Annotated in this window: 15 protein-coding genes and 2 tRNA genes; 6 read left to right on the forward strand and 11 right to left on the reverse strand. The window is 64.3% G+C overall.

The window, feature by feature from the left end; genetic code table 11:
• Positions 1–63: 63 nt before the first annotated feature.
• Positions 64–348, reverse strand: a complete 285-nt coding sequence (locus GNK13_RS19915; protein ID WP_164104315.1) for a hypothetical protein — start codon at positions 346–348, stop codon at positions 64–66.
• A 263-nt stretch (positions 349–611) separates the two neighbouring features.
• Between GNK13_RS19915 and GNK13_RS19920 the strand changes: the two genes are divergently transcribed.
• Together GNK13_RS19920 and GNK13_RS19925 are read left to right on the forward strand one after the other, a co-directional pair.
• Positions 612–1373, forward strand: coding sequence for an NTP transferase domain-containing protein (locus GNK13_RS19920; RefSeq protein WP_164104316.1), 762 nt, complete (start codon positions 612–614; stop codon positions 1371–1373).
• Positions 1374–1470: 97 nt separating this feature from the next.
• Positions 1471–1881, forward strand: coding sequence for a hypothetical protein (locus GNK13_RS19925; protein WP_164104317.1), 411 nt, complete (start codon positions 1471–1473; stop codon positions 1879–1881).
• 277 nt (positions 1882–2158) lie between these two features.
• Here GNK13_RS19925 and GNK13_RS19930 read toward each other — a convergent pair whose 3' ends face one another.
• Positions 2159–3274, reverse strand: coding sequence for an FAD:protein FMN transferase (locus tag GNK13_RS19930; RefSeq protein WP_235935351.1), 1116 nt, complete (start codon positions 3272–3274; stop codon positions 2159–2161).
• Positions 3275–3626: 352 nt separating this feature from the next.
• Between GNK13_RS19930 and GNK13_RS19935 the strand changes: the two genes are divergently transcribed.
• From GNK13_RS19935 to GNK13_RS19950, 4 genes are all read left to right on the forward strand, one after another.
• Positions 3627–4007, forward strand: coding sequence for a DUF3127 domain-containing protein (locus GNK13_RS19935; protein ID WP_164104318.1), 381 nt, complete (start codon positions 3627–3629; stop codon positions 4005–4007).
• A gap of 83 nt (positions 4008–4090) precedes the next feature.
• A tRNA-Ser gene (locus GNK13_RS19940) sits at positions 4091–4179 on the forward strand.
• 353 nt (positions 4180–4532) lie between these two features.
• Positions 4533–5300 (forward strand): ArsR/SmtB family transcription factor, encoded by a 768-nt coding sequence (locus GNK13_RS19945; protein ID WP_164104319.1) that lies wholly within the window; start codon positions 4533–4535, stop codon positions 5298–5300.
• Positions 5301–5474: 174 nt separating this feature from the next.
• Positions 5475–5547 (forward strand) — tRNA-Lys (locus tag GNK13_RS19950).
• 185 nt (positions 5548–5732) lie between these two features.
• Here GNK13_RS19950 and GNK13_RS21815 read toward each other — a convergent pair.
• The 9 genes from GNK13_RS21815 to GNK13_RS19990 all read right to left on the reverse strand — a co-directional run bounded on the left by GNK13_RS21815 (position 5733) and on the right by GNK13_RS19990 (position 18885).
• A complete protein-coding gene (locus GNK13_RS21815) occupies positions 5733–6743 on the reverse strand; it encodes a hypothetical protein (RefSeq protein ID WP_235935352.1) in 1011 nt (336 codons plus the stop codon).
• A 78-nt stretch (positions 6744–6821) separates the two neighbouring features.
• Positions 6822–10382, reverse strand: a complete 3561-nt coding sequence (locus GNK13_RS19960; protein WP_164104320.1) for an efflux RND transporter permease subunit — start codon at positions 10380–10382, stop codon at positions 6822–6824.
• A 10-nt stretch (positions 10383–10392) separates the two neighbouring features.
• The gene (locus GNK13_RS19965; RefSeq protein ID WP_164104321.1) at positions 10393–12471 is read right to left on the reverse strand and encodes an efflux RND transporter periplasmic adaptor subunit; all 2079 of its coding nucleotides are present in this window, start codon (positions 12469–12471) and stop codon (positions 10393–10395) included.
• Positions 12472–12641: 170 nt separating this feature from the next.
• Positions 12642–13178 (reverse strand): hypothetical protein, encoded by a 537-nt coding sequence (locus GNK13_RS19970; RefSeq protein WP_164104322.1) that lies wholly within the window; start codon positions 13176–13178, stop codon positions 12642–12644.
• Positions 13179–13305: 127 nt separating this feature from the next.
• The gene (locus tag GNK13_RS22010) at positions 13306–13545 is read right to left on the reverse strand and encodes a hypothetical protein (protein WP_315853008.1); all 240 of its coding nucleotides are present in this window, start codon (positions 13543–13545) and stop codon (positions 13306–13308) included.
• Entirely contained in the window at positions 13542–14369 is an 828-nt protein-coding gene (locus GNK13_RS19975) for a multicopper oxidase domain-containing protein (protein ID WP_315853009.1), read from the reverse strand. Before GNK13_RS19975 ends, GNK13_RS22010 begins: the two co-directional genes overlap by 4 nt.
• A gap of 335 nt (positions 14370–14704) precedes the next feature.
• The gene (locus tag GNK13_RS19980) at positions 14705–16327 is read right to left on the reverse strand and encodes a TolC family protein (RefSeq protein ID WP_235935353.1); all 1623 of its coding nucleotides are present in this window, start codon (positions 16325–16327) and stop codon (positions 14705–14707) included.
• Complete coding sequence (locus GNK13_RS19985) at positions 16327–16791, reverse strand: hypothetical protein (RefSeq protein WP_164104323.1); 465 nt, start codon at positions 16789–16791, stop codon at positions 16327–16329. The genes GNK13_RS19980 and GNK13_RS19985 overlap by 1 nt, the downstream gene beginning before the upstream one ends.
• A gap of 252 nt (positions 16792–17043) precedes the next feature.
• Positions 17044–18885, reverse strand: coding sequence for a TolC family protein (locus GNK13_RS19990; RefSeq protein ID WP_235935354.1), 1842 nt, complete (start codon positions 18883–18885; stop codon positions 17044–17046).
• Positions 18886–18909: the final 24 nt, after the last annotated feature.

The raw sequence follows: 18909 nt of genomic DNA on the forward strand, positions 1-18909 counted from the left end.
CTCCCGGCTCCCGGCTCCCGGCTCCCGGCTCCCGGCTCCCGGCTCCCGGCTCCCGGCTCCCGGCTACCTGCTACCTTCCACCGGTCTTGCGTCTCCGGCGGCCGGGACGGCGACGGCGCCGACGACCATCACGGCGATTGTCAACGAGTGGGAGAGCCACTGCGGTTCACCGGCCATCATGGTGCGAAACGTGGCCACGGTGGCGAGCAGGAGAGTGGCGAAAAAGAGTCGCTGAGCCATCGCCCCGGCCGCGCCGCTGGCGATCTTGCTGGTCAGCAGCGTGAGGACGCCGAGTAGTGGCAGGGCAAACGCACCCGCGCCGACCGCCATCGCGGTGAATCCCGTCATGTTCGCACTCCTTTGCGATCGCATTTCTCAGCAGGCGGACGCCGCGGTAGGGCTGCCACAACGCTGCTTCAGAACCGGAGACTCCCTTGTCGCAGATTGCCCAGAGCGGGCAAAGGGCGGAAACCGTTGGGCTCGCGGCGAGGTGCTAGCGGGGGTGAAGCTTGACCCGTTTAGATAAAGCGGTACCTTACGGGAATCCGCTCCCCCCGCCCCCCTTTGCCGCCGCTGGCAACACGTCGCAAGAGGACTAAACGATGGAAGAGATGCCTCGCTCGATTGCGGTCATTGATGTTGGCGATTGCCGTTCCGAAGATGCTCAGCGCGTGGCCAGCCGGTTTGCCGCGCGGCAGCTCGGGGGCCAGCCTGTTCCGCTTCGGATCGCTCGCCGGCTGAGCGAGGCGGCGCGGATCAACCAGGTGGTAATCACCGGCTCTCGCATGCCCGCGGGGCTGTTGACGGCAGGGTTGGCGGGGATCGAAGTCCTCGAACTGCCCTACAGCCATGTCTGCGAACGGCTGGCGGCGGCCGCCGATGCGTGCAGCGCCGACTGGGTCGCCTACGTGCCCGGCAACCGCCCCTTCGTCGACCCCACGTTGATCGATTGCCTCCTGACCCGCGCCCACCAGGCGGCGGTCGAGCTCGACTACGTAGGCTACTGCGGCAGCGGCGATGGTTGGCAGCAGGTCCGTCGACTGGGGCTCGCCGGCGAAGTCTGCCACGCCGACGCCCTGCGACGACTCCGCCGCAACGTCGATCGCCTCTCCTGCGACCCCGACGAACTGTCGCTCGCCGGCTGGCTGCAGTCGGCCCCCGGAACGTATCACCTGAAATTCGTCGCGGTCCCCGAAGGGCTCGACTGCGAAGACTGGCGGTTCGCGATCGAGGACGAAAATGACTGGGAGTACGCCCAGCTCTTCTCGGATCACATGCGAGACGACCGCACCGAGTGGCAACTGCTGACCGAGCTGGTTCGCGACAACCAGGACGTCCGCGGCGCCATGGCGTATCGCAACAGCGTGCGTTAATTCGCCCCGACCCGCAAAGTCAACCTAAAGTGACCAAGCGGTGCGACCGATACAACCCACAGAAGACAATCCATCCGTCGACTGTGGGCGTTTCGTCATGGGCAAACCTCTCAACCTCGCCGCCGCAACCATGCTCCTCGTGGCTCTCGGCGGCGGATGCTCGATGTGCCAGCAGTGTGAACTGGACACCTATTCCGCCTACGGTGGCCGCTGGCAGCGGACCGATCGGGATCACGGGCGAGTCGGAAGCGTGTTTGCACCGGCCGGCGGCCTCGTCCCCTACGACGCCGCCGACGATCCCCACGCAGCGGAAGACCCGGGCGATGCTCCCGAACTCCGCGCTCCAGGAAGCGCCGCAGACGAAGAGCCCCGCGAAGGCGAAGCGGGACAAATCCCGCCGCCGGCCGGCGATTCGGTGCTCCAAGACGAAGCGGAACGCGAAGCCGAACAAGAGCGGCAGCGGCGGCTCCGAGAACTGCAACTGGAAGACATCCGCTACCAAAAGTAAGCCCCGCCACCTCTCGTACTCAGCGCAGCGGTACTCGTACTCAGCGAAGCGGTACTCGTACTCGATCCCCCAACGCCCGGCGCTAGGCCGGATTATCCATCAGCCGCCACGCTTCTTGCGTCCGGTTCTCACGGCGTTTTCGGGAACCGGGGGCTAGCGCCCGGCGGCTGATGAATAATCCGGGCTAGGCTAGTGCTCGTTTCGAGTACGAGTACGAGTACCGCTTCGCTGAGTACGAGTACGAACGAGGGAAGGGAGGGAAGGGCTCCGGCCCCTCTTACCCCGTCTCCTCTTCGTGGGGGCTCCAGACGTCGGACGAGACGTTCCAAGTTTCCGTCCGCGTGCTGCCTTCGCGTTCCCCGGCGGCAACTGCGATGATTCCGTGCTCGGGATGCTCCGCCGCGTAACGTTCGATCAACGCACGGCTCCCCACGAACAGTCCAGTGGCGATCGCATCGGCGTCGGTCGCTGCCGGGGCGAGGACGCTGAGCGAGAGGTAGTCTCCCGCCGGATAGCCGCTGCGAGGATCGATTACATGGCCGTAGCGTCGACCGCGAAAGTGGAAGTGCTGCTTCCCCGAACCACTGGTCGCCAGCGCCATGTCGCGGAGCGTGATTCCGCCGGCATGCCGCTGGGTCCGCGTCGGATGCCGTAGCCCCACCCGCCAGCCCGACTCGCGAGGCTCCGACTCTTGAAGTTCCGGTTCGGCTGCGGCGGAATCCTCGGCCGCCGGCGACCCCAGCCGGGTCGATTGGGGCGGGCTCGCTTGGGGCGGGCTCGACAACTCGGGCCGCTGGGGCGGGTCGCTCGCTGGGATCGCGCTGCCGGCGGCGATCAAGCTACTGTTGCCGCCGTGCAGGAGAAAGTCGCCGATCCCCGCCGATCGCAGCCGCGCGGCGATTCGGTCCAGCGCGTAGCCTTTGCCGATCGCCCCCAAGTTGATCCGCATCTCGGGCACCCCGAACCGCACGGTACTGGCCTCCGGATCGATCTCCAGGTGCTGCCAGCCGACGTGGCCGCGAGCCGTGCGGATCTGCTCCGCAGTGGGCCTCCGCCCGCTCCGCGTGGTGAATCCCCAGGCGTCGATCAGCGGGCCGGCGGTCACATCGAAGGCCCCTTGGGTGGCCGCCGAAAGCCGCACTGCGTGCTGAAGGATATCGAGCACCAGCGGACCGACCTTCACCGGCTCGTGGAAGGCTTGGCGGTTGAGCCGCGAGACTTCGCTCTCTTTTTGGTAGACCGTTAGCGCCGCCTCGATCGGCTCGAGCATCTCCAGGGCGAGCACCGCCGCATCGATCTGCCCCGCTTCGAGCGACTGCGGGAGCAAGATCTCGAAATCGGTCGCCATCGCCCGGCGGGAGATGTGCAAATGAAACCGGTCAGCAGCGTTCACATCGCCCTTTCTTCTGTTCTTCTTCGTACTCGTGCTCGTACTCGTGCTCGAATCGAGCGCAGCGTCGTTCCCTCGGATAGCCCGGGCATTGGGGGCTCGAGTACGAGTACCGCTGCGCTGAGTACGAGTACGAGTACCGCTCCGCTGAGCACGAGAATACCGCTAAGCACCGCTTGGCGTACTCCTCCCCTAATCGGCGCAATCCGTGGGCGATTTTAGCAACCGGGGCGGGGGAGGCCGGCACCGGGCGACGAAAACGGCCGGGTGCGGTACGATGGATCGACGTGGAAGCGGCGTGCCGGGAGAGACCCTCCGCCGCTGGAGAAGTCACAGGAGCTGAAGGTAAGTTTGGATGAGCGAAGCGAAAGTCCGTGGCGTGGTCCACATGATCGAGGAAACCAAGACGTATGGAGCGAAAGGCTTCCGCAAGCGACTGGTGGTCCTCGAGCAGGACAAGGGAAGCTTTGTCAATTATGTGCCGATCGAGTTCACCCGCGACGATTGCGACTCGGTCGACTCGCTCAACGTGGGCGATGAAATCGACGTCACCTACCGCCTGAACGGCCGCAAATGGCAGCGCGACGCGGCGAGCGAGGTGAAGTACTTCCTGAGCGCCGAAGCGATGCGGTTCCAACTGGTCGGCGGCAGCGGCGGCGCCCCGAGCCCGGCGATCAACGCCGGATCGGTCAACGACGCGTTCAACGAGATCGACGACGAGGAACCGCCGTTCTAACGCTTCGGGCGGGACGAAAAAGTTTGCGGGAAAAGATGGGTTGCGTTCGCGGAGCCATTGGGCAAGAATTCCGCGACTCACCTGGAGCGGTGGCTGAGTGGTCGAAAGCGCCGGTTTGCTAAATCGGTGAAGGGGTAACACCCTTCCGCAGGTTCGAATCCTGTCCGCTCCGCTTTTTCTTTTTTGCTGTGCTGGGGGGATCCTCTGATATCCCCCCGTGCGGTCCGCCTACGTGCCGGCCGCCGAAGGTCGAGCGTCGTGCTCGGCAACTCTCCTGCCTCGGCAACTCTCCTGCCTCGGCAACTCTCCTGCCCAGCCGATTTCCTGCCTGCCGATTTCCGGCCCACCGATTTCCTGCCCGCCGTGCAGTTGCTCCTTTCGCCCACGCTCCCCTCAGTCCCTCAGCGGTATCGCAGCTGCTCAACGTGGCTCCGATGCGAAGGGCCCAGTTCATGACCGCTCGGAGCTGAAAAAACAGGCCGGCAGAAGAGAGCCGCCAGCGGCGGGGAGTTGGAAATCGTCAAATTGTCTGATGATCATTGGCGGATCGAGCCGTATAATGATCTCAGCATGAAACGCACCCATCACCTCCAGGTCGCTCGTCTCGGTCAAGCTCTGGCGAGCCCCGTCCGCCTGCGGGCGCTGAACCTGCTCGCCCAGCGCGCCTGGCGGGTGAGCGAGCTGGCTCGCGAACTCGGCGAGAGCCTAGCGGCGACCAGCGCGCACCTGAAGGTGCTTCGCGACGCGGCGATGGTGGTCGACGAGAAGCGGGGTCGCGAGGTCTGGTGTCGGGTCGAGTCGGACGAGGTGCTGGCGCTGCTCGCCGCGGCCCAGCGTGCCGCCGAGGTGTTGCTCCCGGAGCTGCGAGAAGCGGCCCGCGAGGCGGATGAGGATCCGCATCTGCTGCGGTCGTTCCAGCTCGGCGCGCTCGCCGAGGACGTGGCCCAAGGACGCGTGACGCTGGTCGATCTCCGCCCCGGCGCGGAATACCTCAGCGGGCACTTACCGGGGGCCCAGTCCTATCCGTTCCCGGAACTCGACACGGCCGACCTGACGCCGCTCAAGAGGAAGCGGAACATCGTCGCCTACTGCCGCGGGCCGTGGTGCTTGATGGCTCGCCAAGGAGTCGACGCGCTCAACCAACGGGGCGTTGCGGCCAAGCGGCTGCGGGCCGGGATCGTCGAATGGCGGGCCGAGGGCCTGGAGCTCGAACGAGCCGCATCCCCCGCGGCCACCGCCCCCCCCTCGAACGGTGCGTCGCCGCAAGCCGCGGCACCGCGGAAACCCGAATGATTCTCCGCCTCGGAGGCATCTCCGGAGGACGCGCCGCGGCGGATCGAGAGCGAGCCGGGGGAGCGGAAATTTTCCGAGCGTCGGTTTCCGCCTCGCGGCCCGACCGCTATATTCACTCTCCTTCGCGACCATTCGCCAAGGCCGCCCGCTGAGGCTGCGAATGGCGATTCCGATGAAGGTGTAGCTCAGTCGGTAGAGCAACGGACTTTTAATCCGTAGGTCCTGGGTTCGAGCCCCAGCACCTTCACTTTTTTTTCGCCCCGGTACTCCCGCCGGTACACTTCCACGGCCGATTTCCGCTGCTGCCGGAGAGCAACGAGGGGGGTCAGGAGCTTATCGTCGCCAGAAGCGGCGGCGAAGATCGGGAACCATCGCCTCGTGCTGCGACCGAAGGCGCCTCGTGATGCGACCGAGGGCGAAAACCTCAGCGGGTTACCGCAACTCCGGGGCGTTCACCCCTTTCTCGGCCAGCACCGCGAGGTATTTCTGCGGATCGGCTGCGACCTTCTTGGCACAACCAGGGCAACAGATATAGACCGCTCGCCCCTCCGCTTCTACGCGGTACGGCCCTCCCATACTGTCGAGCGGCTCGTCCATCACCGGGCAAGTTTTCTGAGCCGTGATGAAAGGTAGATCGGCGGCAACGGTCTTATACACGCCCGGCCGTACTTGTTCGCCGCCGACTGCGGCTAGCGCTCCGGATGCGTTGGCCGAAGCGTCGCCATGCACCTTAGCAAAATATTTTGCCGGCTCGGATTGAACTTTCTTAATGCAGCCCTTGCAGCACAAGAAGATCGGCCGGTCACCGACGACCAGCTTGACCGGTCCTCCCATGCTTCCCAGCGGTTCGTCCATCACCGGGCAGGTGGCTTGTCGGGCGATCAGCTTTGCATCGGCGGGCGTCGCTTTGGCAACGACCACCTGGAGACGCTCTGAAGCCTGCTGCATTGCCTGCCTCGCGGCTGCCGCTGCGGCTCGCTGCTGCGGGCTTTCCGGCACGATGCTGACTTCACTCAGCCCGATCGGCGGACCGCTGGCGGCCGTCAGGCCAACGAACTGATAGTTCAGTTCGACCTGCCGGCCGGCGATTTTTGAGAGATCGACTGCCACGGCCAGCGCGCCGCGCCCGTCGGGAAGGAGATCGTACCGGTACCGCTTCGCTCCCCCTTCGATCTGCAGCGAAGCGATGCCGCGGCCTTGGGAGAGCGAGATCGGCTGTCCCTGTCGATCGTAGCCAAAAACCAGCAGACCTCCAGGAGCGACCACGGTTTCGATCTGCACCCCTCCAGTCTGATGGATTCGTCCGCCGTGGGGCCCTCGGGCCGCCGCCGAACGGTTCACGCCACTCTCCGGAGCCGACTCGGCTTCCGCCCGCAGCGATTCCCGACCGCTGATCGCGAACATCAACAGAGCCGATAGGCCAATTGAGGTGAATCTTTTCATTTCTGCTCTCCATTGGGGAGGGAATTGGTGAGCGGGAACTAACATCATCCTCCACTCAGAAATCAGGTCTTTTCGTGTTTATGCCGCCATGACAGCGTCCGTTTCTTCGGAGGATGCTTCGTCCCCGCTGTCCCAGGCCGGATCATGCAAACCCAGCCGCATCTTGGTCTCCAAGTAAGCGCAGTACAGCGTCGGGACAATAAATGAGGTGAAGGGCTCGGCCAGCATTCCACCGAAGACGGGAATCGCCATCGCTCGCGCCACATCGGCTCCGCGTCCGGTGGCGAGCATTACGGGAATGAGTGCGGCCAGCGTCGTCACGGTCGTCATCATGCAGGGGCGGATTCGCTTGAGGCCTGCTTCGTAGACCGTGTTGCGAATATCCTCGATGCTGTGAATCTGCCGCTGCTGCAAAAGTTGATGGATATAAGTCGCCATCACCACGCCATCGTCGACGGCCAGACCGAACAGGGCAATGAACCCGACCCACACCGCGGTATTCAACTCAACTTCCATGTACCCGGCCAATACCATTCCTCCGGCGAATGCGACGGGGATTCCCGTAAATACGGCTAAGGAAATGGGAAGGTTCCGGAATTGGAAGTAAATCAGTGCGAGGTTGACGAGAATGACCAAGGGAATGATCCACATTAAACGGCGATTTGCCTCGATCTGATTGCGGAAGCTGCCCACCGCTTCGAGCGAGTATCCCGTCGGCAATTCGAGGCGGTTCGGGTTTCCTTCCGGCAACTGCTGAGCCTCTGCCAGTTGCCGCTCCACCGCGGCCACTGATTCCAAGTCTCCTGCCGCACCGCTGGTCATGAACGCGACATGAGCCACGAGGCGTGCGTTCTCGCTGTTGATGGCTCCCGGTCCCCAGGTGGTTTTTAGGGTCGCGAGTTCCTCGAGCGGCACCACCGCACCGCTCGGAGTCACGACCGGGGAGCGGGCGAGTTCATCGACATGTTCACGCAGGTCGCGGTTGTAGCGCAGGCGAACCGGATACCGCTCACGCCCCTCCACCGTGCGTATCAAATTCATTCCGCCGAGGGCCGTCTCGATGACCTCGTTGACCATCACGGTGCTCATGCCATACCGAGCGGCCGCTTCGCGATCAACCGAAAATTCAATATAAGGTTTGCCCATCACGATATCAGGATTGACTGTCCCGGCATTGACATACATCGAGCTTTTTAGCTGCTTGGAGACAGCCATCGCGGCGTCGGCAAGCGGCTGCAAGTCATCGCCATAGATGCGGATCGCCATTGGCGCCTTGATGCCGCTTTGCAGCATCACGACTCGACCTTCGATCGGTTGCAACGCGGCGGCGGGAGTGACGCCGGGAAGCGTGGCGACGCGGTTGATCTCGTCCCAGATATCGCGAGAAGTGATGCCCTCCCGCCACTCGCTTTCGGGCTCCAACATGACGTACGTTTCAATCATCGCCGCCGGCGCCGGATCGAGCGCGGATTCGACGCGGCCGATCTTGCCCAGCACATCTTTCACTTCTGGAATCCCGCTGATCAGCACGTTTTGAGTTTGCAAGACTTGCACTGCCTGGCTGAAGCTGGCCGCCGGATAGAGCGTTGGCATGTAAAACCAACTCCCCTCATCGAGCGCGATCCAGTCGTCCGACTGCAGCCCCATGAAGGTGTGCTTGGCTTCGACGTAGCCGGGGATGGAATTCAGGTCGGCGCCCACTAGCGAAGCCGCCCGTTCCACCGGCCGCAATACGGTCGGCAATCCAATCCACGCTCCGACGCCCAGCACGATCAAAGCTGCGGGGAAAGAGAGTGCGATGAGTTTGTGATTCAGAGCGTGCCGAAGCCGTGCGGCGTAGATCCAACGCACAAAGCGGCTCGAGGGGATTTCTTCTATCGGTCGGATTCGCTCCCGCGTCCATTGCCAGCCCAGCACACCCCCCCCCGCCGCCGTGGCGAGGGTGATGGTCCAGCGGGGCAGCGAGAGCCAACCGGCCAGCTCGCCTCCCCACAGGAAATGAGCCGCCGCACCGAGCAGCCCTGCGAGTCCCAAGGCGGCGAGGAGAGCGGCCCACCGGCTCCGCGGGGAACTGCGAAGCATCAGCCGGCTGAGAGCCGGGACGAGAGTCACTGCGGCGACCATGGCTGCAGCGATGGCGAACGTCTTCGTGTACGCCAGCGGCGAAAACAGCCGGTAGTCGCGGCCGGTGAGAAAGAAGACGGGGAGGAAGCTGACGATCGTCGTGGCGACCGCCGTGACGACTGCTGGAGCGACTTCGACCGAGGCGTCGTAGACCACGTCACTCCGGGATTTTGATTCCGCCGCACGCTCGCTTTCGGGCGCAGTGCCCTCGCCGTGCGGGGCGATCGATTCGCTGTTCTCCCACTCCGCTAGATGTTGATAGACGTTCTCCGAGACGATGATGCCCATATCGACCATCGTCCCGATTGCGATCGCGATCCCGGCCAAGGACATGATGTTGGCATCGACCCCGAAGACGTGCATGGCGATGAACGACAACAGCACGGCGGTCGGCAGGCAGATGGCGACGATAAAGCTGCTGCGGATATGCAGCAGAAACAAGAGAATGATCAGCGCCGTGATCAGCACCTCGTCGCGAAGGGCGTGCGTCAGCGTGGCGATCGTTTCGTCGATCAGACCGCTGCGGTCATACACACCATGGATCTTGACCCCTTTGAGCGCCGGTTCGATCTGCGCGATCTTGGCTTTGATGGCATCGATGACTTGGCCGGGGTTCTCCCCATACCGCATCACCACCACGCCTCCGACGGCCTCGACCCCGTTGTAGTCGAGCGCTCCGCGGCGGAAGTCAGGTCCGAGCTGCACGTCGGCGACCTCGCGAACACGGACGGGAACCCCGTCGCGCTGTACGATGATCGTCTCTTCAATGTCGCGGATCGCCTTTGCGGCGTCCCCGTCGGACCCGAGGAAACCTTTGCCTCGGACGATAAACTCCATCCCGGTCGCTTCGAGAGTTTTTGCCCCCACGTCAAGGTTGGAGCCACGAATCGCCTCCATGACTTGGGCGAGCCCGATGCCATGGTAGCGCAGCTCGTCCGGATCAACTTCGATCTGATACTGCCGCACGTAGCCACCGATCGATGCGACTTCGCTAACCCCTTCCACCGCTTGCAGTTCGTACTTGATCACGAAGTCCTGCAGGCTGCGAAGGTCTGCTAGATTCATGCCTGCTGCGGGAGGCTGCAGCGTGTAGTAGTAGATCTGCCCGAGCCCCGTCGCGTCGGGCCCGAGTTGCGGAGTGACGCCATCGGGTAGTTGTGAGGCCGCCGATCCGAGCTGCTCGGAGACGCGGCTCCGAGCCCAGTAGAAATCGATGCCATCGGCAAATGTTACCTGTACGAAGCTGTAGCCAAACAGGCTCTTGCCGCGCACCGACTCGGCGCCGGGGACCGCCAGCAGAGAGACGCTCAGCGGATAGGTAATCTGGTCCTCGATGTCTTTAGGCGAGCGGCCCGGCCACGGCGTGAGCACGATGACCTGGTTTTCCCCGACGTTGGGAATCGCGTCGATGGGAACCTGGCGGAAGCTCACCCAGCCAGCCACCGCGATCCCCACGGCCAGCAACACGACCAACCATGGCTCTTTCACACAGAATCGAATAATCGCGTTCAACATCCGCTCGCTCCTAGCTCTGCCGCGTCGAGTTCGAAAGAGCCGCACCGCCGCGGATGCTCAGCTCGCGGACTTTTTCGCCACACCGCAACATTTCACTTCCCCAGTAGGGGTTGGCCAACTCCCCGCTGCTCTGCATCCAGTCGCCTCCACCACCGGGAACCATCGGGCAGTAGAAGTGGGCCAGCCCTCGCGCCGTCTCCGGGCCGCGCACTTGGCTTGCCGCGCGGAGCAACGCATGACTGATGCTGCGAAATGCGTCTCGAGCCTCCTTGAGGGACGCGTTCAGGCGGGCCACGTGGCGGCGAGCCCGATCGAGCTCCTGTCGCGCCGCGTCGGGCAACTCCGGCCTCACGACCAGCTGCGAAAGATGCTCCGCCAGCGCACGGACTGCGGCAGGGGGAGGAGTCTGGTCGGCGGCGAGAGTCGCTTGAACGTCGAAGTAGGCGGCATACGCAGCGTCAAATTCCGCCCCGGCTTGGTCGGCTAGTAGGGCCGGCTCACTCTCGGGCAGCGGCAGAGGACCGGGCGGATAAGCAGGCGCTTTCGAGGGATCCAGCAAGGACGGATTTCCTGACAGCTGCATCTGCGAATCGATCAGAAAATTTCCGTCGGTCGCGACAGTCTCACCGGCGGCCAGCCCTGCGACAATCACCGCTTCGTCGTCGGTCCGCATGCCGACCGAGACGCGTCGCACCTCAAACCGACCAGGCTCGGTGGCGACATACAAGACGCTATTGTCTCCGGCCATCAGCACCGCGCTCCGCGGCACCGTGACCACTTGCTGCTGGGGCAACGGTTCGCTGGAAAATCCAAGCTGCGAGGTGGGGATCAAATCCATCCCACACAACGGACACTGCCCGGGAGCATCGCGGATGATCTGCGGGTGCATCGGACTGATGTATTTATTCGCCAGCGCCGGATCGTAGGTCTGATCGCTCGGCACCGCGGGGACCGACACGCGGGCCGTGGCATAGTCCCCCGGACGCAGCTTGCCATCGAAATTCAACATCTCCACGCGAACGCGAACCGTCCGCGTCTTGGCGTCGACCGTGGGATCGATGAAGGCGACGCGGCCGGTAAAAACTTCTCCCGGATAGGAGCGGACCTCCGCTTCCACCTGCTGACCAAACCGAACGACGGCCGCGTCATCGGGAAACAAATCCAGCATCAGCCACACGGAGCTGAGATCGGCCACTTGATAGATCTTCTGCCCCGTCTTGACGTAGTCGCCTTCGACGGCGGCCTTTTCAATCACCGTACCGCGTTGCGGCGAGGAGATGCGGATCCGGGATTGGGGTTTTCGGGTGTTGCGGAGATCTTCGATCTGCGCGGCGGTCATTCCCAGTTCACTCAGGTTTTCCTCTGCCAACTCGGTGAGGTTGACATTGCCGCCGAGTCTTTGGAGTGAGCTTCCCTCGAGGCTGGCGACATACTCCGCTTGCGCCGAGTAGAGTTTGGGGCTGTAGATCAACGCCAAATCGTCGCCTTGGCTAACCGGCACTCCCACATAATCCGCGTACATTTTTTCCAGTCGGCCGTCGACGTACGCGGAGATCGTCGCCAAGCGACTTTCGTCGTAATCGATCGAGCCGATGGTGCGAATCGTTCGCTCGACCGCCCCCTTCTGGGCCACCGCGGTTTGAATCCCGAGCAGCCGCCGCGCAGCCGGTTCGATGGTGACGGAAATCCCATCGCCCCCTCCACCGCTCGAGGCTTTAACCAACTCCATGCCACAGACCGGGCACCGGCCCGGTTCGGTCGAGGGCGGAGTGCACATCATCGGGCAAATGTAGAGCGCTTCCTCATCGCCACCGCTCGCAGCCGCGGAGTCCTCTGTGGCTCCGCGACCGGCGGCCCCAAGCCAGCCGCTTCGCTGAGCCAGCCCGACCAGGAACAACAGGAGCGTGGCAAGGGCGGCGAACGCGGCCACTTTCACTGCTCCCCAGCCCACCCATCGGAGTCGGCTTTGCCCCGGCCGCGGCGCCACCGGGCCGCCGCTCTCGGCAGATGGCGGGGGGGAGGTTTGCGGTGGGGGGGTTTGCGGTGGGGAAGCGGGCGAGGCGGAGGTCGGATGTTCGTCTGGATTCATCGAAGAGTCTCTGCAAGTGCAGCCCGAGGCTCACTTCGGGGCCGTTCGCTCAGCGACAAGCGCACGTCGCCGTTGGCGGCGAGGGAATGGAGCAGGGAGGCAAAAAACCGAATGGCTTGATGCGTGCTTCGGAGAGGCGACGGGCGCAGCAACCACCCGCCGCGGCAAGGCTACAGTCGCCAGATGCAGAGACAGCGCTGCGAAAATCGCGGCGGAGAGGGCGGCCAGGCCACGCCCCCGCGCCGAGACTCGCCGCCGCTGAGGGCGTCGGTCGTTGCGAAGGCAGCGAAGGCCAGCTGCGACGGGGTGCGGTGGTCCTGATTGGTTGAACGCGAACCGGCATCACTCAGCGGCTGCGAAACGCGCCCGCACGTGCAGGCTCGTTCGACCTCCGCCAGCGAATCGCCCGCCAGCGAATCGCCCGCCACGATCGCATGTTCGCAGCAACAGCTTCGTTCCCTTTCGCCTGCCGCGGCGGGATCTCCCCCGCAGCAGGAGGACGCATCGGAATCGCGGCAGCAGGTTGCAGCGTCGAGAGCCGGCTCGGCACAGCAGACGCCTCCCTCGGCCGCTTGGCAGAAGGCCCCCACGCCGAGCGCAGCGGCTGGCTGCATCACTACAGCAGCGATGAGCAGCACATAAGCGGCGGTGCGGAAGAGGCGAAAGCCAAACACGTCGATCTGCCTGAGCGGAAAAAGTGCGTCCAATGGCGGACTCTTACCACTATACGCAGCGAACCGGCAAGAGGAGCAAAAAAAGCGTTACCGCGATCGCGGGGGACGGGCAGGCCCGAGCTTGCTGCATCCGCAACGCCCCAAAAAATTTCGCCGGCAGCTAGGTCTCCTCCCTGCCTTCGGGTTTGCCGCGGCGGCGTTTGATCTCTTCAAACACCTGCCCGGGCTGCAGTTTCTCGTCGCTGTGCATCACGAGATCGTAAAGGTCGTCCGGGAGCACGCGGACTACGGTCATTAGACCCTTGACGCCCATGTGCCACATCGGCCGCATCCCACGGGTCTCGCGGCGACCTTCGATCTTTTGCATCTCGGCCGGCGTCATCTCCTGGCCTTGCATCATCTGCGGATAGCCGGGGACTTCGAAGCCAGCGGGATCGTCTGGTTCGGGTCGATGCGAAAGTTCTGGAAGAGGAGCAAGAAGTCGCGGTCGACCGGCGGGTCATGAGCCACCGCGGGATGGATGATAAAAAAACCGACCATGCCAAAGGCTTCTTGCATCGGCATGTGCGAGTGATAGAAAAACGTCCCCGCCTGGTGCAGGTCGAATTCGTAGACGTACGTCTCGCCGGGCGGGATGGGCTTTTGCGTCAGCCCCGGGACACCATCCTCCTCGACCGGTAATTCTAGACCGTGCCAGTGAATCGTGGTCGGCTCGGGCAGCTGATTGTGAACCACGAACCGCACGCGGTCCCCCTGTTGTACCTCGATCGTCGGTCCCGGCATGCTGCCGTTGTAGCCAAAAAAGTCCATCCAGTTGCCCGGCAACAGCTCGCGACGGACATGTTCGCAGTAGATGTGAAACTCTTTGACGCCGTTGACCATCTTCCACGGCAGCTTGCCTAGATCGGGCGCTTCGACGCGGACCGGAGGAAGGCCCGAAGCGCGCAGCCCCGGCACCAGCTTGCCCATATAGCTGTCGCTCTCAGGTGGTCCCCCATAGCTGGGGCGGTACCGCGAGTACTCCTGGAATTTTTCGGGCAGCCGCTCGCTCGATTCCGCAGCGGTCGCCTCTGCACCGCTCGCTTTTCGATCTTCGGCAGGGGGAGCCTCGGCGGCGGGCGGATCTTGGCCGTTCGCCGCGGCGGATCCTCCCCCCACGATTCCTGCAGCAGCCGCTACGGCTCCGCGGCGCAAAAATTCCCGTCGGCTGTTGTCGTCGCTCATCGAAGCCTCTCTCAGGTGGGTGACATCTAGCGGGGACTATTCGTCCGCCGCCACCGGGCTCGCTTTCCGCTGCAGAACCCGCGGCTAGCGCCGTCGGCTCAGGGGGACAGAGCCGAGCGCGTGGCGGCTGATCCGATCTAGCGCCCAGCGGCTGATGCAATCTCTGGACTCAATCGCTATCAGCCATTCTAGACCGAGGTCTATCCCGCCTCCGTGCGGCATCGGCTTGGCCGGCTGGCGGTAGCGACAGTGGCGCAACGCTGCAACGCAGCGAGGGGGGAAGCTCGCGATTGAACTTCCCCCCTCGGCGGGTTGCGGTGCCGCTCGAGTTGCCTTTAGCGAGGCTGAGGCACGGCGTCGATGTGTCCCGGCGGCGTGGGATTGGGGGGATCAGCCAGCCCGCCATGCAGCAGAAAGCCCATGATGCTGACCTCGCTCTCCCGCCAAATAATCAAGCTGCGGATATATTCGACGCGGTGCGTGAAGTAGTCTTGCTCAGCTTGCAGGACATCGGTCCAGGGAGCTCGATCGTCCTCATAGCTTTGCAGCCGCAGGTCGTACGCCAACTTGGCTTCGGGCAAAATCACTTGCTCATAGTTGCGGACCTGCTGAACGGCGGTGAGATAGTTGCGATACTGCTGCGCGAGCTGCTGCCGCAGAACCAACTCGGTCCGCCGCAACTCTCCGACTTGCCGCGAGTAATCCGCCTCGGCTTGGCGAATGGTCCCTTGGTTCCAGTCGAAAACCGGCACCTCCATCATCACTCCTGCTGCGGCGACTGTCTGCCTGTCGACAAAGTTGTAACCGGCTCCTCCTTCAACGATGATGTCCGGCACCGGTTCCGCAATCTCACGGCGGATGGTGAGGCGATCCGCTTCGAGCTTGCTCCGAGCGGCACCGATCTGTGGGCTCTCCTGCAGCAAGCGATCCAGGGCTTGGTCATAGTCGATCAATTCCAGTTCCCCGCGGAGCGGCGTCTCGAGCCCGCCGGACGGCAGATCCACACCGCTGAGCGCCGTCAGCTCTTCAAATGCTTGGCGAAAATCATTCTCTGCCATTAGAAGATTCAGACGCTGGTTCTGTAATCTTACATTCGCTTGATGCACCTCGGCCCGCGTTGCTTGCCCGACGTTGTACATCTCTCGGAACGTGACAACGTGGTCTTCGGCGTTCTTCAACAGCTCCCGCTGGACCTCGACCACTTCTTGGCGACCGCGGGCTCGGAAGTAGTGGATCCGGACGTCGTTGAGCACGCGATACTGCTGGGCCAGCGCGACCCATTCCGCCGTCCGCGTGCGAGCCATAAATTTTTCGCGGCTCAAATCTAACTTATGCGCGGTGACGATCCGCTGCCGCACCAGACCTCCATGGAATTCGCCCGGAGTGTCGTTGAGCCCAATCTGCTCGGCTTGATAGATCAACGTCGGATTCGGCCACAGCCCCGCCTGGATCGCTTTGCCGAGCGCCCCCTGCACTTGCGCCCGCGCTTGCAGCAGCGTCGGGTTGCTGCGGCAGGCGATCGCTTCGAGCTCAGTCAGCGTGAGCGGCGCCACCTCGATCGGCTGGCCGTCGAACGCCATCGCTGAAAGCTCCCAAGCAACGCTCGGCGTCGGCGGGATCGCAGGGACCGGTAAAAAGACGTTCCCGCTCTCGACCGGCGCTCGTGGTTCGGTCGACGAGTACGGTCGCTCGGGCGTGATCGCCGGCTCATCGAGCAACTGCCGCCGGGGCGGAGTGGGAGCCGACTCGTCCTGGAAGGTGACCGTCGAGACCACCCCATTCGACTCAGGAGCCGAGACAGCTGCGCTTTCGCGACTCGCGATCGAAGCGGTCGTGGGCGACGCCCCAGCCGCCCCCGCCGGCATCGTCGACAGTCCGCCGAGCGGAGCCGAGGGAGACGCACAGCCGACAAGCGCCAAGCTCACGAACACACTGGTGTAACAGAATGGACGTTTCATCAGCGGGCTCCTCCGAGCGGGGCGGAGCGGTGATGGTGGCCCCGGTGGGAAGCGTGGTGGCGGTGAGCACCAGCCGCCTTGGGGTTGTGGATCCCGATCCACCACAGCGACAGCGCCGCTCCTGGACGTCCGCAGCGGCCTCCCGGGCAGTCATCGAAACCATTGGCCGGATCGTCATCCCACGGGTAGCTGCCGTAGTAGAGGAAGCCGCGGTGGGTAGCGAAGCAGGGAGCCGCCGGGGCAGGGCCCGGGCACTGCAGGCAATCGCGCGGCGGAAGCATCTTCGGCGGCGGTGGCGGCAGGTACTCCGCCGGGAGCGCCGCGACCGGATCGGTCACGTCGGTCAGGTCGGGCTCATCGGCCGAGGCGACCGCCGGTAACCCGCCGAGCGCGGCGGCCACGATCGCCGCCCCGAAGATCCGCGTGGCTGCAAAGCTGCCACTCCATGCAAAACCCCGATGCACCACGCCCGAACTCCTCTTCGCCGTGTGGGATCGATCGGCGTCCCTGTCCGCTCCCGCGGCCCGATCGAGTTTGCGGGACCCGCTCCTCTGGCGGGGCCCCTGGGTCATTCACTCTTTCGGACCCTCAGGTTCGGCAGCCGACCGTTTCCGGCGAAATCCGCGGGGCGCCGCCGCTGGAGGCGGCACAGCCCGGATAACCGGCAAATCTTGCCGTGGCGGCTCCGACCTCCCAGATCTGTCGCCGTCCAGGCTTCACTCGGGCCTGGCATTCCCCGTTGGCAGTGGGCAGCCGACCTCGCGGTCGATCCGGGCCAAGGTCGCCGCCAGCGACGCTTCCATCCGTGCGACCTGCACCTGGTAGACGAGCAGCTCCTGGTAGATGTCGATCAGATTGAAAAAGTCGGTCTGCTGGCCCCGGTAATCGGCCGTCGCCAGCTGCAGCGTTCGCTCGGTTCGCGGAATGATCCGCGTGCGATAAAGTTCGAGCTGCTGAAACAGCCCTTCCGCTTCAGCCAACAACCGACGGATCCTCCCATAGATCGCATCCTCTTCGGCTTCCCGCATCCGCACCGTGGCCGCTCGGTTGGCCGCCGCTTCACGCACCCCCGCGTCGATCTTCTCCCGCCACACCGGCAGCGTCACGCCGAGCGTGAAGCTGAGGTTGTCGTGGCCATTGGCGACCCCGCTCAGCGCATCATCCTCGGTCACCGCCGACCAACCGACGCCGAGCTGCAGATCGGGGTATCGCTGCAGGCAGGCCAGTCGCACCCGTTCGCGATCCCGGGCAATCTGCCACGCCAACTCCCGCAGCTCCGGATTGCAGGCCAGCGCGGCATCGACCAACTGGTTAAGCTCCCCGGCACTTTCCGGCAGATTCAGCTCCCGCACCGGCTCTGGCGCTAGCTCCAGCGGACGCTGCAGCAGCGCGGCCAGGTCCGCCTGAGCCGCCTCCCGTTGGCGGCGAAGCCGAATCAACTCGTCCTCGAGCCGCTCTCCTTCCAGCTCCGCTCGCAGCACGTCCTGCTGCGCTCCGCCGGTGCGGTAGCGAGTCTCGGCCAGCGTCACCAGATCGGCGACCAGCGCGCGATTGTCTTCGACCACCGCGATCGCTTCGGTGGCGTACCACAATTCGGCGTAAGCCAACCGCACCGACTCGACGATCTCCCGCTCGGCCTGCTCCAACTCCGCCTGAGCGATCCCCACTTCGCGATTGGCGATCGCCCCACGGGCTCGCAACTTTTCCGGCCACGGGACTTGTTGCTGGAGTGCCATCTGATGGGCGATTCGGCCGCCGGCTGTTTGCAACGCCTGGTCTTCGATCGGCCAGAAGGTGTTGTTCCACATCGGATCGGGCAGCGCCACCGCCTGCGGAATCCGCTCCGCGGCGGCAGCGACTCGCAGTCGAGCCGAAACGAGCCGCGGATGGGACCGCAGCGCCTCGGCGATGAAGTACTCGACGGGTTGCGGTGTGGGAGCATCCTGCGGAGCAGTGGGAACCGGGGCGGGCTCCAGTCCATTCCGCTCCTCAGCGTCCGATCCCTCAGCATTGCCGCCCGGTAGTGCGTCTGACGGAGACTGGTCGAAAACGACCTGCTTGGCCTCGACGACGTGGCCGACCGGAGCGACCCGAACGTCGGGCAGAAGGCTCGATTCGGAAGAGTCAGCCCGGTTACTCGGCTGCTCGAAGGAAGGCCGCTTGTCCAGCACTGCGTGCGTCTCTGCGGTCGTGTGGCTCCTCTGGCTTGCGTGGCGGACCGCGAGGGGGACTGTTTTCGGAGCACCAGGAGCGACGCACCCGCCAGCTACGGCGGCAGCCCCCATCAGGTAGAGGGAAATTCGCAGTCGGAGTCTGCGGTCAGTGGCCGCATGCGGGCCACTCAGCTGCGGGCCACTCAGCTGCGGGCCACTCAGCTGCGGGCCACTCAGCTGCGGGCCACTCAGCTGCGGGCGACGGAGGGTCGTTTTCATGTTCAGATTCGCACCTGCTGTGACCAGCACTCCGGAGCGACGACCGATCGGATCGAGCCGGTGGCAATGGCAACCGACGCCGCTGAATTTTTCCCAACCTTCTCTTCGGGCAGGTGTAACTGCCATCTCCCGGAAAACCGCCGCCGCCCG

The organism is Candidatus Laterigemmans baculatus, from assembly GCF_010367455.1.
Taxonomy (GTDB): domain Bacteria; phylum Planctomycetota; class Planctomycetia; order Pirellulales; family Pirellulaceae; genus Laterigemmans; species Laterigemmans baculatus.